General features: G+C 71.0%; 17 protein-coding genes. 4 read left to right on the forward strand and 13 right to left on the reverse strand.

The genetic code is table 11. The features are described from left to right. Positions 1-83: 83 nt before the first annotated feature. Positions 84-392, reverse strand: coding sequence for a (2Fe-2S)-binding protein (locus ACZ68L_RS29275; protein WP_469582451.1), 309 nt, complete (start codon positions 390-392; stop codon positions 84-86). Positions 393-560: 168 nt separating this feature from the next. Continuing rightward, positions 561-1,907 (reverse strand): class II 3-deoxy-7-phosphoheptulonate synthase, encoded by a 1,347-nt coding sequence (locus ACZ68L_RS29280; protein ID WP_469582516.1) that lies wholly within the window; start codon positions 1,905-1,907, stop codon positions 561-563. A gap of 103 nt (positions 1,908-2,010) precedes the next feature. Between ACZ68L_RS29280 and ACZ68L_RS29285 the strand changes: the two genes are divergently transcribed. Together ACZ68L_RS29285 and ACZ68L_RS29290 are read left to right on the forward strand one after the other, a co-directional pair. Next, positions 2,011-2,067, forward strand: coding sequence for a trp operon leader peptide (locus ACZ68L_RS29285; RefSeq protein ID WP_469582519.1), 57 nt, complete (start codon positions 2,011-2,013; stop codon positions 2,065-2,067). Positions 2,068-2,159: 92 nt separating this feature from the next. Continuing rightward, the gene (locus tag ACZ68L_RS29290) at positions 2,160-4,100 is read left to right on the forward strand and encodes an anthranilate synthase family protein (RefSeq protein ID WP_469582454.1); all 1,941 of its coding nucleotides are present in this window, start codon (positions 2,160-2,162) and stop codon (positions 4,098-4,100) included. A gap of 40 nt (positions 4,101-4,140) precedes the next feature. Here ACZ68L_RS29290 and ACZ68L_RS29295 read toward each other — a convergent pair whose 3' ends face one another. The 5 genes from ACZ68L_RS29295 to ACZ68L_RS29315 form a co-directional block, all read right to left on the reverse strand. Further along, positions 4,141-5,142 carry a 2-hydroxyacid dehydrogenase gene (locus ACZ68L_RS29295; RefSeq protein WP_469582457.1) on the reverse strand — a complete coding sequence of 334 codons (1,002 nt, stop codon included), beginning with the start codon at positions 5,140-5,142 and terminating at the stop codon, positions 4,141-4,143. A gap of 287 nt (positions 5,143-5,429) precedes the next feature. Beyond that, entirely contained in the window at positions 5,430-6,458 is a 1,029-nt protein-coding gene (locus tag ACZ68L_RS29300; protein WP_469582460.1) for a 6-phosphofructokinase, read from the reverse strand. Between the two features lie 143 nt (positions 6,459-6,601). Further along, entirely contained in the window at positions 6,602-7,294 is a 693-nt protein-coding gene (locus tag ACZ68L_RS29305) for a response regulator (protein WP_469582463.1), read from the reverse strand. Continuing rightward, the gene (gene macS, locus ACZ68L_RS29310; protein ID WP_469582465.1) at positions 7,291-8,514 is read right to left on the reverse strand and encodes a MacS family sensor histidine kinase; all 1,224 of its coding nucleotides are present in this window, start codon (positions 8,512-8,514) and stop codon (positions 7,291-7,293) included. Before macS ends, ACZ68L_RS29305 begins: the two co-directional genes overlap by 4 nt. Before the next feature lie 51 nt (positions 8,515-8,565). After that, a complete protein-coding gene (locus ACZ68L_RS29315) occupies positions 8,566-9,309 on the reverse strand; it encodes a lysophospholipid acyltransferase family protein (protein ID WP_469582468.1) in 744 nt (247 codons plus the stop codon). Positions 9,310-9,504: 195 nt separating this feature from the next. Between ACZ68L_RS29315 and ACZ68L_RS29320 the strand changes: the two genes are divergently transcribed. Continuing rightward, on the forward strand, positions 9,505-10,284 hold the full coding sequence (locus tag ACZ68L_RS29320; protein WP_469582471.1) for an alpha/beta hydrolase: 780 nt from the start codon (positions 9,505-9,507) through the stop codon (positions 10,282-10,284). Then, a complete protein-coding gene (locus tag ACZ68L_RS29325) occupies positions 10,277-10,960 on the forward strand; it encodes a hypothetical protein (protein WP_469582472.1) in 684 nt (227 codons plus the stop codon). The genes ACZ68L_RS29320 and ACZ68L_RS29325 overlap by 8 nt, the downstream gene beginning before the upstream one ends. A 195-nt stretch (positions 10,961-11,155) precedes the next feature. Here the strand turns inward: ACZ68L_RS29325 and ACZ68L_RS29330 are convergent, their stop codons facing one another. From ACZ68L_RS29330 to ACZ68L_RS29355, 6 genes are all read right to left on the reverse strand, one after another. After that, positions 11,156-11,914, reverse strand: coding sequence for an endonuclease/exonuclease/phosphatase family protein (locus ACZ68L_RS29330; protein ID WP_469582474.1), 759 nt, complete (start codon positions 11,912-11,914; stop codon positions 11,156-11,158). Positions 11,915-11,992: 78 nt separating this feature from the next. Beyond that, positions 11,993-12,934: an ROK family glucokinase gene (locus tag ACZ68L_RS29335; RefSeq protein WP_376209780.1), complete on the reverse strand. Its 942-nt coding sequence runs from the start codon at positions 12,932-12,934 to the stop codon at positions 11,993-11,995. A gap of 74 nt (positions 12,935-13,008) precedes the next feature. Then, positions 13,009-13,467 (reverse strand): DUF5304 domain-containing protein, encoded by a 459-nt coding sequence (locus ACZ68L_RS29340; protein ID WP_469582480.1) that lies wholly within the window; start codon positions 13,465-13,467, stop codon positions 13,009-13,011. Between the two features lie 83 nt (positions 13,468-13,550). After that, on the reverse strand, positions 13,551-14,873 hold the full coding sequence (locus ACZ68L_RS29345; RefSeq protein WP_469582484.1) for an ArsA family ATPase: 1,323 nt from the start codon (positions 14,871-14,873) through the stop codon (positions 13,551-13,553). A 4-nt stretch (positions 14,874-14,877) separates the two neighbouring features. Beyond that, positions 14,878-15,327, reverse strand: coding sequence for an SRPBCC family protein (locus ACZ68L_RS29350; RefSeq protein ID WP_376209775.1), 450 nt, complete (start codon positions 15,325-15,327; stop codon positions 14,878-14,880). 107 nt (positions 15,328-15,434) lie between these two features. Further along, positions 15,435-16,241 (reverse strand): metallophosphoesterase family protein, encoded by an 807-nt coding sequence (locus ACZ68L_RS29355; protein ID WP_469582522.1) that lies wholly within the window; start codon positions 16,239-16,241, stop codon positions 15,435-15,437. Positions 16,242-16,250 lie beyond the last annotated feature (9 nt).

Here is a 16,250-nt window from a genome sequence, read left to right on the forward strand (position 1 = left end):
GGTCACGGCGCCAGGGTCTCTCGTTCGGATCATGCCGGGCTCGGGTGCCCCAGGACTTCGCGACGGTCAGGGCCCCGCGAGAGTCAGGCCGCTTCGGAGAGCCGGATTCCCGGGGCCACGCCCGGGGCGATGCCGGGAGCGGACCCCGGGCCGGACGCGGGGACGGCGTCCACGGCGGACTCGTCGGCCGTGCCGGGCGTCCGCTTCCGGTCCAGCAATTCGCGGCGCGGGCAGGCGCCACGGCCCAGCACCGCCTGGATGGCACGGACGCAGCCGCCGCAGTCCGTGCCCGCCTTGCAGGCGGAGGCTATCTGCCGGGGCGTGCACGCACCGGCGTCCGCATGTTCCTTGACCTGCTTCTCCGTGATGCCGAAGCACGAACAGACGTACACGCGGTTCACCTCCCGGCGGGATCGGTCGTTGCTGCCACCCCGTAATCGGTGAGGCTTACCTAACCTTACCCGGCGCCAAGAGCCCGTGAAAACCTCCGAACGCCCTGTGGGGCACGGATCACATCGATCCGTGCCCCACAGTCGTACGCGCGCCACCTGCGGTGATGCCTACTGGTCCCGGTACATCTCCGCGACCAGGAACGCCAGGTCGAGGGACTGGCTGCGGTTGAGCCGCGGGTCGCAGGCCGTCTCGTAGCGCTGGTGCAGATCGTCCACGAAGATCTCGTGTCCGCCACCGACGCACTCGGTGACATCGTCACCGGTGAGCTCGACGTGGATGCCGCCCGGGTGCGTACCGAGGCCCTTGTGCACCTCGAAGAAGCCCTTGACCTCGTCCAGGACGTCGTCGAAGCGACGGGTCTTGTGGCCGGAGGCGGCCTCGAAGGTGTTGCCGTGCATCGGGTCGGTCACCCAGGCCACGGTGGCACCGGAGGCGGTGACCTTCTCGACCAGGTCGGGAAGCTTGTCGCGGACCTTGTCGGCGCCCATGCGGACGATGAAGGTCAGCCGGCCGGGCTCGCGCTCGGGGTCGAGGCGGTCGATGTAGCCGAGCGCCTCGTCGACGGTGGTCGTCGGGCCGAGCTTGATGCCGATGGGGTTGCGGATCTTCGAGGCGAACTCGATGTGCGCGCCGTCCATCTGACGGGTGCGCTCACCGATCCAGACCATGTGGCCCGAGGTGTCGTACAGCTCGCCGGTGCGCGAGTCGGTGCGGGTCAGCGCCGACTCGTAGTCCAGCAGCAGGCCCTCGTGCGAGGCGTAGAACTCGACCGCCTTGAACTCGGCCGGGTCCGTACCGCACGCCTTCATGAAGTTCAGCGCGTTGTCGATCTCGCGCGCGAGCGCCTCGTAGCGCTGGCCGGACGGCGACGACTTCACGAAGTCCTGGTTCCAGGCGTGCACCTGGCGCAGGTCGGCGTAGCCGCCGGTGGTGAAGGCGCGGACCAGGTTCAGCGTGGAAGCGGACGCGTGGTACATCTGCTTCAGCCGCTCCGGGTCCGGAACGCGGGCTTCCTCGGTGAAGGCGAAGCCGTTGACGGAATCGCCGCGGTAGGTCGGCAGGGTGACGCCGTCGCGGGTCTCGGTCGACTTGGAGCGCGGCTTGGAGTACTGGCCGGCGATCCGGCCCACCTTGACCACGGGCACGGAGGCCGCGTAGGTCAGAACGGCACTCATCTGGAGCAGCGTCTTCAGCTTGGCCCGGATGTGCTCGGCCGACACGCCGTCGAAGGCCTCGGCGCAGTCACCGCCCTGCAGCAGGAACGCCTCGCCCTTGGCGACGGCTCCCATGCGGGCACGCAGCTGGTCGCACTCGCCCGCGAAGACGAGCGGCGGATACGACGCGAGGTCCGCGAGTACATCGCGCAGAGCCTCGGCATCGGGGTACTCGGGCTGCTGCGCCGCGGGAAGGTCTCGCCAGGTGTTGCCACCGGCGACGGAGGTATTGGCGTTCACGGTCACATCGACAACATTACGGGGTCCGGCGGTGCGTCCATCCGTACGCTCAATAGTTGAGACGCGCGCTCGGATGACCCGGGCGTCCGCTAGGGTTCGGAGCATGTTCGCGCAGAAGACCCAGAACTGGTGGTGGACCGCTCATCCGGCGGCCCACTGATCGATCGCGCGACAGACCACGCGAAGGCCGCCCGAGGGGCGGCCTTCTCTGCGTTTCGGGAGCCGTTCCTCCATCCGGAAGGAACACCCCCGATGTCTCAGCCTCACCGCACGGACCTCGTCATCGAGAGGCTTCTGTGCGACGACTCCCCACCGTTCGCGCTGCTGCGCAGGCGTACCCCCGGTCACGACCACGACACGGTCGAGGTGCTGATCGGCCGGGTGCGTGAAGCGGACCGGCTCGCCGACCTCCCGGTCGGTCCGCTGCCCTCGCTCGCCCTGGTGCCGTTCCGGCAGATCGCCGAGCGTGGTTTCGATGTGCGTGACGACGGGACACCGCTGTCCGTGCTGGTCGCCGAGGAGGCGTACGAGCTGCCGCTCGCCGAGGTGCTGGACCATTTGCCGACCCATGAGGTACGGGTCGAGGGCGGGGCCTTCGATGTCCCCGACGAGGAGTACGCGGGGATCGTCCGGCGGGTCATCGAGGACGAGATCGGGCAGGGCGAGGGCGCGAACTTCGTCATCCGGCGGACCTTCCGGGGCGAGATCCCCGGCTTCGGCCGGTCGGACGCCCTGGCCCTCTTCCGGCGGCTGCTGGCCGGCGAGCGGGGCGCGTACTGGACCTTCGTCGTGCACACGGGCGACAACGGGGCCGACGAGCCCTCCTTCCCGGGGCGGCGGGCGACGGGCGGGAGGACGCTCGTCGGCGCCAGTCCCGAGGTGCATGTGCGGATGTCCGGCGGGACGGTCGTGATGAACCCGATCAGCGGTACGTACCGCTATCCCGCCGAGGGCCCTACCGCCGAGGGTCTGCTGGCCTTCCTCTCCGACCGAAAGGAGCGGGACGAGCTCTCCATGGTGGTCGACGAGGAACTCAAGATGATGTGCACCGTCGGCGACATGGGCGGCGTGGTGGTCGGACCGCGGCTCAAGGAGATGGCCCATCTCGCCCACACGGAGTACGAGCTGCGCGGGCGCTCCTCGCTGGATGTGCGGGAGGTGCTGAAAGAGACCATGTTCGCGGCGACGGTCACCGGCTCACCCGTGCAGAACGCCTGCCGGGTCATCGAGCGGTACGAGCCCGGCGGGCGCGGCTACTACGCGGGCGCGCTGGCCCTGCTGCGGGAGGAGCCGGGCGGGGCCCAGACCCTGGACTCGCCGATCCTGATCCGGACCGCCGACATCTCGGCCGACGGGCGGTTGCGGGTGCCGGTCGGGGCGACGCTCGTACGCCACTCCGATCCGGACAGCGAGGTCGCCGAGACCCATGCGAAGGCGGCCGGGGTGCTGGCCGCGCTGGGGGTGCGGCCGGGCCGGCCGCGGGACGCGGCCGCGCGTCCGCAGCTGGCCGGCGACCCTCGGGTCCAGGCGGCGCTGGAAGCCCGGCGGGACGGTCTCGCGCCGTTCTGGCTGCGGATGCAGGAGCGTACGCACGAGCTGTCCGGTCACGCTCTGGTGATCGACGGGGAGGACACGTTCACCGCGATGCTGTCCCATCTGCTGCGCTCCTCGGGTCTGGAGGTGTCGGTGCACCGCTACGACGAGCCGGGGCTGCGCGAGCGCGTACGGGCGCACGAGGGCCCGGTCGTGCTGGGCCCCGGCCCCGGTGATCCGGGCGACACGGCCGATCCGAAGATGCGGCTGCTGCGCGGGTTCGCCGCGGAGCTGGTCCGTGATCACCGGCACGGTCTGCTGGGGGTCTGTCTGGGCCATGAGCTGATCGCGGCGGAGCTGGGGCTGGAGATCGTCCGCAAGGCCGTGCCGTACCAGGGCACGCAGGCCCGGATCGATCTGTTCGGGCGGCCGGAGACGGTCGGCTTCTACAACAGCTTCACCGCGCGCTGCGACGACGGGGCGGTCACCGAGCTGGCGGCGCACGGCATCGAGTCGAGCCTGGACGCGGCGACCGGGGAGCTGCACGCGCTGCGCGGACCGGGCTTCGCCTCGGTGCAGTTCCATCCGGAGTCGGTGCTGACGCTGCGCGGGGTGACGATCGTGGCCGGGCTGCTGGCGGGGCTGCCGGTGGCCGGCTGAAGGGCCGGCCGGGACCCCGGCGGAGCTCCGGGGTCCCGGCTCAGCGGGCGAGCACGGGTACGAGGACGTTGTCGCTGCGGCGGCCGGCCAGATAGTCGGCGACGTTCTGGACGGTGGCGTCGATGATCTGGGCCACCGCGTCCTGGGTGTAGTACGCCTGGTGCGAGGTCACGATGACGTTCGGGAAGGTGACGAGCCGGGCGAGGGTGTCGTCGTCGATGCCCTCCAGGGACTTGTCGAGGAAGAAGAGCCCGGCCTCCGCCTCGTACACGTCGAGTCCCACGCCCAGCAGACGGCCCGCGCGGAGCTCGGTGACCAGTGCCGCCGTATCGATGAGTCCGCCACGACTGGAGTTGATCAGGATCGCGTCGTCCCTCATGTGTGCCAGGGCGTCCTCGTCGATGACGTGGTGGGTCGTGGGCAGCAGTGGGACGTGCAGGCTGATCAGGTCGGACTCGGCCAGGAGCCGCTCCTTGTCGACATACTCCATGCCGAGGCCGAGGCAGGCGGGGTTCTGGACGACGTCCCAGCCGAGCAGCTTCATGCCGAAACCGTGGGCGATCCGGGTGAAGGCCTCGCCGATCTTGCCCGTACCGATCACGCCGGCCGTGCGGCCGTGCATGTCCCGGCCGAGGAGTCCGTCGAGCCGGAAGTCGAAGTCACGGGTGCGGCTCGCGGCGCGGATGACGCGGCGGTTGACCGCCATCGCGAGGGTCCAGGCGAATTCCGCGACCGAGTAGGGCGAGTAGTACGAGACCCGGGCGACCCGCAGCGCGAGCCGTTCGGCCACGTCCAGGTCGATGTTGTTGAAGCCGGTGGAGCGCTGGGCGATCATCTGCGTGCCACCCGCCGCGAGGGTCTGCAGGACGGCGCTGCCCAGGTCGGCGTTGACGCTGGTGGAAATGATCTCGTAGCCCGCCGCGATGGGTGCGGTGTCCCTGGTGAGGAAGACGTCCAGGCAACGGACCTCGTGCTGTCCGGCGAAGGCCTTCTCGATCAGCGGCTTCTCGTCGGACTGCACGCCGAATGCCAGGATTTCCACGACTTCTCCCGTACATCGCATGGATCAGGGGACATGGGCCGGTCATCGCGAATATACGGCCCATGTCCCCGGCGCGCCGCCCGGTCCGCGCCGCGCCGCTCAGAGGCTGTCGGGTGGCCATCGATCACGAAGCGCACGCGGACCGGTGCGTGCGCTTCCAAGGCGCCGGGGCGTCCTCGGATGGGGTCTCCCCTGCTCTTCGAGAGCTTGGGGAATGAGCCACCAGGACATTTCGGCAACGCGGGCAGCGTGCGTGGCCGCCCGATCAGAGGTCACCCGACAGCCTCTCAGCCGAAGAAGACACCCGCCTCCGCGTAGAGGGCCGGATCGACCGTCTTCAGCCGGGCCGTCGCCTCCGCGATCGGCACCCGCACGATGTCGGTGCCCTTCAGAGCCACCATCGTGCCGAAGTCGCCGTCCCGCACGGCGTCGATGGCGTGCAGGCCGAAGCGGGTGGCCAGCCAGCGGTCGAAGGCGCTCGGCGTGCCGCCACGCTGCACATGGCCGAGGACGGTCGTTCTGGCCTCCTTGCCGGTGCGGCTCTCGATCTGCTTGGCCAGCCATTCGCCGACGCCGGAGAGGCGGACATGGCCGAAGGAGTCGTGCGATCCGTCCTTGAGGATCATCTCGCCCTGCCGGGGCGCGGCCCCTTCGGCGACCACCACTATCGGCGCGTAGCTCGCCCTGAAACGGGAGACCACCCAGGCACAGACCTGGTCGACGTCGAAGCGCTGTTCCGGGATGAGGATGACGTTCGCGCCGCCGGCCAGTCCCGAGTGCAGCGCGATCCAGCCCGCGTGGCGGCCCATCACCTCGACGACGAGGACCCGCATATGGGACTCGGCCGTGGTGTGCAGCCGGTCGATCGCCTCGGTGGCGATGCCGACGGCCGTGTCGAAGCCGAAGGTGTAGTCGGTGGCGGACAGGTCGTTGTCGATGGTCTTGGGAACGCCGACGCACCTGATGCCGTGCTCGTCCGACAGGGTCGCCGCCACGCCGAGGGTGTCCTCGCCGCCGATCGTGACGAGTGCGTCGACCTCGTACTTGGCGAGGTTGTCCCTGATCCGGCGTACGCCGTGCTCCGCGCGGAGCGGATTGGTGCGCGAGGAACCGAGGACGGTGCCGCCGCGCGGCAGGATGCCCCGTACCGCGGGGATGGAGAGCGGCACCGTCTCGCCCTGCAGCGGACCGCGCCAGCCGTCCCGGAATCCGATGAAGTCGTAGCCGTACTCCTGCACGCCCTTGCGGACTATGGCACGGATGACCGCGTTGAGCCCGGGGCAGTCCCCGCCCCCGGTCAGTACTCCGACCCGCATGGCAGCATCCCTTCGCCGAAGTGAGCCCCCCGGCCACCACGCTAATCGTGATCCAGGTCACTCGGGGATGGGGCGGAAGGTCAAATCCGTTGCGTTACGGGGCGGTTGGTCTCACAGATGCGGAGCTGTACGCTCCGGCGCGTTCAGGCGTCGTCCAGGCCGCGCTCGATCGCGTACCGCACGAGCTCCACCCGGTTGTGCAACTGGAGCTTGCCCAGGGTGTTCTGGACATGGTTCTGGACGGTGCGGTGCGAGATGACCAGGCGCTCGGCGATCTGCTTGTACGAGAGCCCCTTGGCGACCAGCCGCAGCACCTCGGTCTCGCGCTCGGTGAGCTGCGGGGCCTTGGGTTCGTCGGACGCGACGGGTGCGGGGTCGGAGGCGAGCCTGCGGTATTCGCCGAGGACCAGTCCCGCCAGGCCCGGCGTGAAGACGGGATCGCCGACGGCCGTGGACCGCACGGCCTCAATCAGCTCCTGCGTACTGGCCGACTTGAGCAGATACCCGGTGGCACCCGACTTGACCGCTTCCAGTACGTCGGCGTGCTCACCGCTCGCCGAGAGCACCAGCACCCGGAGGCCGGGGTGGGAGCCGACGAGTTCCTTGCAGACCTGTACGCCGGGCATGCCGGGCAAGTTGAGGTCGAGCACGAGGACATCGGGCACGGCCGCCTTCGCCCTGCGTACGGCCTGCGGTCCGTCACCGGCGGTCGCCACCACCTCGAAACCCGACTCGGAAAGATCGCGGGCGACCGCGTCGCGCCACATCGGATGGTCGTCGACCACCATCACCCTGATGGTCCGCCCCTCGGCGCCCTGGGTGTTCTCCGTGCTCATCCGGCTGATCCCGCCTTCCCCCGTGAAACCTTCGGTACCTTCAACTCGACCTCGGTGCCCTGGCCGGGCACCGAAATCAACTCCGCCGTGCCGCCCAGGTCACGCAGCCTTCCCCGGATCGACAGGGCGACCCCCATCCGCCCCTCCCCCTCGGCCTGGGCGAGCCGGCCCTCCGGGATGCCGGGCCCGTCGTCCCGGACCGTGACGATCACCTCGTCCGGCCAGTCCTCCACCAGGATCCAGGCCTGGGCGTGCTCTCCCGCGTGGACCCTGACATTGTCCAGGGCGGCACTGACAGCGGCCGCCAGCTCCCGCGCGGCGGCGGGGGCGAGCAGCACCGGAGCTCCCGGCTCCGCGAAGCTGGTCCGGGAGCCGGCGTACGGGGCGAGCAGGGAACGCAGATCGGAGTCGGCCTGCCCGGACGGTTCGTCGTCGACCTCGACGCTACGGACTACGGCACCCTCGGCGGCGTCCTCGGAGACCCTGGTGGTGGGCAGCAGACCGCTGGAGACGAGGGTGCGCAGGGCGACTTCCTGCTCGCCCGCCATCCGGCCCAGTTCGGCGGCCTCGCCGCCCAGCGCGGTGCCGCGGCGCTGCACCATCGCGAGGACCTGGAGCACGCTGTCGTGGATGTCGCGGGCCAGCCGTTCCCGCTCGCGAGTGGCGGCCTCGATCTCCAGGGCGCGGGCCAGGGTGCGCTCACTGGCCCGCGCCACCTCGACGACGTAGCCGATGGCGATGGAGGCGACCCAGACCAGCAGGACGTTGTGGAAGGTGTCCCGGCTGGGCTCGCCGCGCTCGATGATGTTGGCGACGGCGACGAAGGAGGAGGCGACGGCCGCCCAGCGCCAGCCGCCCTTGATCGCGAAGGCCAGTACGGAACCCGCCGTCCAGATAGAGGGCAACGTGGGGCCGTCGACGTGCTGGGCCTCGAAGTCGGCGAGCGGGGTGAGGAGGATGCCGACGAGCGCGAGTGTCAGGTCGGCGCCGAGGAAACGCTTGGTGCAGGCGGCGGCGCCCGCGACCTTCGGAAGGGTGCCGAGCGTCCACGCCGCCATCACCACCAGGAAGACGATGGCGACCCACGGCCGGTCGTACCTGTCCCGGCCGAAGACGGCGAGCAGCACCGCGTAGAGCATCGTCAGAATGCGATACGCCGTCAGCGCACGCCACAGCGGCTGCTCGACCGACATCCGTACGACCCGCTCGCGCCTGGCCACGTCCCCCACCCCCCGGACGGAATCGACGCGGTGCCGCGCCGAACCGTTCCGTCACCCTTGCGTTCCGGACTCTTTCTCCCCGCGCTTCGCCTCCTCCGCGCGGCGCTTCGCCTCGTCCGCGATCTGCCGCTTCGCGGCGGTCGCGTAGATGTCGACGTACTCCTGGCCGGAGAGCTTCATGATCTCGTACATCACCTCGTCGGTGACCGAACGCAGGATGAAGCGGTCCCCCTCCATGCCGTGGTAGCGGCTGAAGTCGAGCGGCTTGCCGATCCTGATCCCCGGGCGCATCAGCTTGGGCATCACCTGGCCGGGCGGCTGGATCTTCTCCGTGTCGATCATCGCGACGGGGATGACGGGCGCTCCGGTGGCCAGCGCCACCCGGGCGAGCCCGCCGGGCTTGCCGCGGTAGAGACGGCCGTCGGGCGAGCGGGTGCCCTCCGGGTAGATACCGAAGAGCCCGCCGCTCTCGATGACCTCGATGCCCGCCTTGATGGCCGCATCGCCGGCACCGCGGACACCGGAGCGGTCCACCGGGAGCTGGCCGACACCCTTGAAGAAGGCGGCGGTCAGCTTGCCCTTCACGCCGGGCGCGGTGAAGTACTCGGACTTGGCGATGAAGGTGACCTTGCGGTCCAGGACGGCCGGCAGGAAGAACGAGTCGGAGAACGACAGATGGTTGCTCGCGAGGATCGCCGGTCCTTGCGCGGGGATGTTCTCCAGGCCCTCCACCCATGGCCTGAAGGCGAGCTTCAACGACCCGCCGATGGAGAACTTCATTGCGCCGTAGATCAACTCGGGTGCCTCCTGTGTGCTGTCCGACTGACCTTAACCCGTGCGGCCGTCCGTGCTCCCGCCCGGCACGGGGCCGGGGCGGCCGCCCGGACCGTGACGACCCTGGTCGGTGTCAGCCCGGTCGCGTACGGTGAAGTAATCCTTCTGCACTCCCCCTTTTCGCTCCCCTTCGAGCCTCATGAACAGGAGACCCCGGTGCCGGTCCTGCCTGGAGCCGAGCCGTTCCGCCACGAGGGCGGAGAGGTCGGCGTCCTTCTCTGTCACGGATTTACCGGTTCCCCGCAGTCGCTGCGTCCCTGGGCCGACTATCTGGCGGAGCGCGGGCTGACCGTCTCGCTGCCGCTGCTGCCCGGACACGGCACCCGCTGGGAGGACATGCAGCTCACCGGCTGGCAGGACTGGTACGCGGAGGTGGATCGGGAGCTGCGCGCCCTGCTGGAGCGGTGCAGCCAGGTCTTCGTCTTCGGCCTGTCCATGGGCGGCGCGCTGACGCTGCGGCTGGCGGCGAAGCACGGGGACGCGATCAGTGGCCTGGTGCTCGTCAATCCGGCCAACAAGGTGCACGGTCTGTCGGCGTACGCGCTGCCGGTCGCCCGCCACCTGGTGCGGACGACGAAGGGGCTGGCGAGCGACATCGCCCTGAAGGGCTCCGACGAGGTGGGGTACGACCGGGTACCGCTGCACGCGGCGCATTCGCTGCGGAACTTCCTGCGTCTGGTCGACGCCGAACTGCCCCAGGTCACCCAGCCGATCGTCCTGTTGCACAGCCCGCAGGACCACGTGGTGCCGCCCGCCGACTCGGCCCGGATCCTCAGCCGGGTGTCGTCGACGGACGTCGAGGAGATCCTGCTGGAACAGAGTTACCACGTGGCGACGTTGGACCACGATGCGGAGCGGATCTTCGACGAGAGCTTTTCGTTCATCGGCCGCCTCGCTCCGAGCGTCGGAATGAAGGGGAGCACGTCAGGTGGCTGAGCACGACGCGGAGCGCGCGGGCGGCGGGGAGGAGCGCGAGCCCCTTCCCGCGGAGGGAACGACCGTTCCCGACGACGGCACGGGTCCGCAGGACGCCGCTGCCCAGCCGGTGCCGCCGGGCGCCGACGGGGACCGGTCCGCCGATCCGTCGATCGACGAGGACGCCGCGTGGCAGGCGATCGTCGCGGGGTACGGCGAGGAGCCGCCGGACCCGCCGGGCGCCAAACCGTTCAGGTCGGTCGAGGACCTGACGCTGCTGGAGGACGACCAGCCGGGTGTCCTGGATCCGGACAAGGGGCTCGGCAAGAAGACGCCGAAGCCGCCGGAGAAACCGCTCGGCAGCTCGATCGTGTTCGCGCCCGGCGTCGCCGGTCCGCGCGACTACGAGGTCGCGGAGCCGAAGGACAGTGATCTCGACGACAGCGACGAGGGGCACTTCGTCCCCCCGGAGCCGCCGCCGCTGCCGGAGGCCGATGTCACGGCGAAGTTCGCCTGGCTCGCGGTCGTCGGCGGTCCGGTGCTGATGCTGGTCGCGGTGCTGCTGCGGTGGGACATGACCTGGTGGCTCACGACGGTCTGCGTCGGCGGCTTCCTGGGCGGCTTCGTCACCCTGGTGGCGCGGATGAACGACGACGACGAGGACGGCGACGACCCCGGACGCGGAGCGGTGGTCTGAGGACGGACGGCCTCTGGGGGCGGCGGCATCGCGCAGCCGCGGATGCCGCCTTGCCCCGGGCACGGTCCGTCCGTGACCGCCCGCGGATCCGCCCCGGTGACGCGGGCCAGCCGCGGATGCCGCCTAGCCGCGGGCACGGCCCACCGGGCGGGCACCGTCCGCCCCGAGGCGCCGCGCGGCGGTCGGCCGCGCTGCTCAGGGCCTGGTCGAGGGCACTCGTAGTGCCGCCAGTACGGGCAGATGGTCCGTGGCCGCCCGCAGATCCGCCTCGGTGACACCGGGCAGCCCGGTGGGGACACCGCAGCCGAGCACCTCGATCCCGTGCGTCGCGAAGACCGCGTCGACGCGCCGCCGCGGACGGTCCGTCGGGAAGGTGTTCTCGGCGCCCCACGGCCGGACCGTCCAACAGTCCTGGAGCCGCCCGGCCAACTGCCGGAACGCGGCCCCGGTGGGTACGTCATTGAGGTCACCGGCCACGATGGCGTGCTCGACGCCCATCGCGTCCAGCCGTTCCAGCACCATCTCGGCCTGGGCCAGGCGTTCGTCGCGCTGCAGGCTCAGATGGAAGCTCAGCAGTCCGATCCGGGTGCCCGCGATCCGTACCACCGAGGTGGCGAAGCCCCTGCGGTGCAGTCCGGGCGTGAGCGGCAGCAGGACGTCCTCCGTCCGCTCCACGGCGGCCCGCAGCGAGCAGAGCAGCAGCGGTCCGGCCGCCGTGGCACCGCCGCCGAGCACGACCAGGTCGGTGCGGGCCGCCAGCCAGGCGGCGCGCTTGCGCCAGCGGAAGAAGCGCGGGGCCTCCTGGATGAGGACGAGGTCGGGGGCACAGGCGCCGATGACGCGGGCCAGCGCCTCGCGGTCGTCGCGCATCGACCGGATGTTGTAGCTGAGCACCCGGATGACGGCCGAACCATCCTGCTCGGTACGGGAGTCGGGCAGCGGCGTCGGGACCATGCGCCTCACGATACGACGGACGCCCGCCGCTCCCCATGGGGCGCGACGGGCGTCCGGCTCCGTCCGGCTGTCGGTGGCTCAGCCCTGGCGGGCCAGGTCCGCCGCGCCCACCAGTCCTGCCTTGCCGCCCAGTTGGGCCGCGAGCACCTGGGCGTGCGGGCGCCACTCGCCGCCGATCAGCCAGCGCCGGAACGACTTGCGGATCGGGTCGAGGACGAGGTCACCCTCGTCCGACACCCCGCCGCCGACGATGAACGCGGACGGGTCGAAGAGCGAGGCGAGGTCGGCGAGTCCGGCCCCGGCCCAGCGGGCCAGCTCGCGGAACGAGTCGATCGCCACCGGGTCGCCCTGCCGGGCGGCCGTGCTGATGTGCTTGCCCTCGATGCCGTCCACCGTGCCGTCGCCGAGCGACAGCAGGATTGTGGCGTTCTCGGGGGTGGCGTTGGCGCGCTGCTTCGCGTACCGGACGAGGGCGCGCCCGGACGCGTACTGCTCCCAGCAGCCCTGGCTGCCGCAGCCGCAGAGCAGGCCGTCCGGGACGACCCGGATGTGGCCGAACTCGGCGGCCACACCGAAGCGTCCGCGGCGCAGCTTGTTGCCGATGATGATGCCGCCGCCGAGACCGGTGCCGAGCGTGATGCAGATGACGTCGTCGTGGCCCTGTCCGGCGCCGAAGCGGTACTCGCCCCAGGCGGCGGCGTTGGCGTCGTTCTCGACGACGACCGGCAGGCCGACGCGCTGTTCGACCTTGTCCTTCAGCGGTTCGTGCCGCCAGTTGATGTTCGGAGCGAACAGCACGGTGGCGCGCTTGTCGTCGACGTATCCGGCGGCGCCGATGCCGACCGCGTCGATCTGGTGGCCCTCGCCCGCGCCGGACACGGCCGCCGCGATCGCGTCCACGATGCCTTCAGCCGTCGGCGGGGTCGGCACCTTGAACATCGAGAGAATCCGGCCCTCTTCGTCGACCACTCCAGCTGCGATCTTCGTGCCGCCGATATCGACGCCGATGGTGAGTCCCATGAATCCCTCAGTTTCGGTCGAGCCCCGCTGTGGCCAACGGTACCCGAGCCTGGGACCCCGCCCATCCGTGCCGGTCAGTCCAGGTCGATGTGTTCGCCCGCGGCGGGGCCCTCGTCGCGGGGGTCGGTGGGGTCGTCGGCCTTCTTCCCGGTGGGCGCGGAGTCCTCGGCACCCCGGGTCCAGCGGCGTTCCTGGCCTTCCACGGCACAACGGTAGGCGGCGAGGAGTTCGCCGCCGGCCGCGGCGATGTGGTCGAAGACGTCCGGATTGCGTTCGATGACGGGCTCGACGGCGGACTTCGCCTGCTTGATGATCTGCTGCACGGTGCCCTGGGCCGCCGCACCGAAGAGCGGCGTCCGGAGGGACGAGACCTTGTCGGCCACGGCGTCGACCAGCTTGCGCAGTTCCTCGGCGGCGGAGCCGGGCGGCGGGCCGTACTGGGCACGGCGGCGGGCCTTCTCCGCTTCGAGGTCCTCGGCGCAGGCCTTCGCCCACGCGTCGTCGTCGACGGGACGATCGGTGGCTTCGCTCATGGCGGACTCCTGCGACGTGGTTCGGCCGCGGTCCGGCACGCGGGCCGCGTACTACCGACGTTACCCGAACCGTGACGCGCCGTTCAGCTCGTCCGGGGCCACAGTCCGGGGTCCGGCGTGAACCTGACTCTGAGCACCCCGTCGGTGAGGGCGGCGCCGGAGACGGTGCAGCGGCGCAGCCCTGACTCCAGGGGAACGATCCGGTGGAACGGGCCGACGGTGAGGAGTAGTTCGCTGCCACGTCGCACCAGCTGGAGGTCCGTCTTCACGGCACCGGGCAGGGGCAGGCACCAGACCAGGACGGAGTCGTCGGAGGACGGGGGGACGGCCACGATCCGGTCACCGGGCAGCAGGGTCCGCAGCTCGTCGATGCCGGCCGGGGCGTTCGGGACCTCGATCCACCAGGGGTCGTCGGCCCGGCCGGGGCGCCGGTCAGCCAGCTCCGCGGCGAGTCCGTCGCCCTCGAAGAGGCCGCCTCCGGTACCCGCTTCCTCGAAGACGGTGCAGCCGGCCCCGGTGTCGAGGAGGGTGAGGTCGTCCGGGCCCCGCGGATCGCGGCCGAGGTGGGGCACCTCGCACAGGGCCGCCACGGGCTCCCATTCCTCGTACCAGCGGTCGATGGTCTTCTCCTGCTGCGCAGCCAGTGCCGCGAACCAGGGGTCGCCGGAGTGCCTGGGCAGGACCCGGTTCACCACGAGGGTGTCGACGCGCAGCCCGTGCAGGGCGAGTCCGGTGCGGGCGGTGCGCAGGGCGTCCTCGGCGGCGGGACCCGGTTCGGCGACCAGCCGGAGCGTGGTGTTGCGGTCCTCGATCAGGGCCTGGACGGCGGCCAGCTCGGCATCCTTGCGGGCGGCGGCCTCGTACAGCCACTGCGCCGGCATGGGCACGCCGGCGAGCTGGGCGAGCATCGGGCGCAGGGCGCGTGCGGCCTGGCGTTCCTGGGGCAGCAGCCGACGCAGATAGCGGCGCAGCTGTTCGGGCAGGGCCAGCACGGCGAGCGCCTCGCGCAGCGGCGGCAGATCGACGACGAGGAGTTCGTAGCCCTCGTGCGACCAGTCGCCCTCGGCGGCGCGGCGCAGGGTGTGCAGGAGGGCGAGCTGGGCGCTGCCGGGGAGTTCGGTGAGTTCCTCGCCGTCCAGCCGGTTCCCGCCGAGCAGGTCGAGCACCCCGGACGCCTGGTCCTGGAGGGCGAGGAGTTCGCCGCGGAAATGCTCGCCGGAGTCGATGCGGGCGGACCACAGGCCGTCGGTGACCTCGGTGGGTTCCGTGCCGTCGGGGAAGCCGGATATGGCGTCGGTGGAGAGCAGCAGGGTGCGGCGGCCTCGGCGGGCCGCGGCCAGTGCGGTCGCCGCCGCGACGGTGGTACGGCCGGCGCCGCCGGGGCCGGTGACGAGAACCGTACGCACCGGGTCAGGCCTTCGGTACGGACTCGACGCGCTTCTTCAGGCCGGCCAGGGCCCGGTCGATGATGACCTTCTCCGCCTTGCGCTTGATCATGCCGAGCATCGGGATCTTGACGTCGACGGTCAGCCGGTAGGTGACCTCGGTGCGGTCGCCGTCGCCGAGCGGGGCGAGCGCGTAGGAGCCGTCGATGGCGCGCAGCATCTGGGACTTGACGAGGGTCCAGCTGACCTCGTAGTCGCCGATCCAGGTGTACGCGAGGGTGTGGTCGTCCTTGATCGCCCCGGCGTCCAGGACGAGACGGACCTGCTCGGCGCGGCCCCGGTCGTCGGTGGCGAGGACCTCGGCCTCCTTGACCTCACCGGTCCACTCCGGATAGCGGGCGAAGTCGGCGATCACTCCCATGACGTCGGCCGGTGCCGCCTCGATCGTGATCGTCGAGCTGGTGTGTTCAGCCATCGCCGTGGCTCCTCCAGTGCGGTGTACCGGTGCGTCGGCAGAGGCCTGCCGCCTGAAGGCTATCGCGTGCGCGCGCCGCCTCGGCCCAGGGTCCGCCGCCGGTGCGGTCACCACTCCAGGGCCCAGGGCCTGCCGGTGGACGCGAAGTGGCCGACGTTCACGCATTCGGTGGCACCGATGCGCATCCGGCGGACCAGAGGCTGGTGGACATGGCCGAACAGCGCGTACCGGGGACGGGTCCTGCGGATGGCGTCGAGCAGCGCCCGGCTGCCGCGTTCGAAGCGGCGTGCCACCGTGTCGTACGTCAGCTCCGGCACGTCCGGCGGGATGTGGGTGCAGAGCACGTCGACCGGGCCGACCGCCTCGATCTTGGCCGCGTACTCCTCGTCACTGATCTCGTACGGGGTGTTCATCGGGGTCCTCAGGCCGCCGCCGACGAAGCCGAGCACCCGGCCGCCGATCTCGACGCGGTCGCCGTCGAGGACCGTGGTGCCCGGCCGCGCGTACTCGGGCCACAGGCCGGGGATGTCGACGTTGCCGTAGGTGGCGTACGTCGGGGTGGGGAAGACCGCGAAGAGCTCGGCGTACTGCTTGCGGACCGCCGAGACGATCGCGGCGTTGCGGTCCTTGCCCGCCCACAGGCCGCGGCCGAACGCGCGGGCCTCCTCGAAGCGGCGGGCGGTGCGCAGCGCGACGATCCGGTCGGCGTTCTCCACGCCGAAGAGATCGGGGAAGATGCCGCGCGAGTGGTCGGCGTAGTCGAGGAAGAGCACCAGGTCACCCAGGCAGATCAGGGCGTCGGCGCCGTCCCCGGCGCGGGCCAGGGCCTCGGTGTTGCCGTGCACGTCACTGACCACATGAACGCGGGTGCGCCGCGCGGTCGGGATTCCTTCGCTGTTCGGTCCGGCTGGCATGGCGATCAC

This window comes from Streptomyces sp. NPDC104309 (assembly GCF_055584025.1).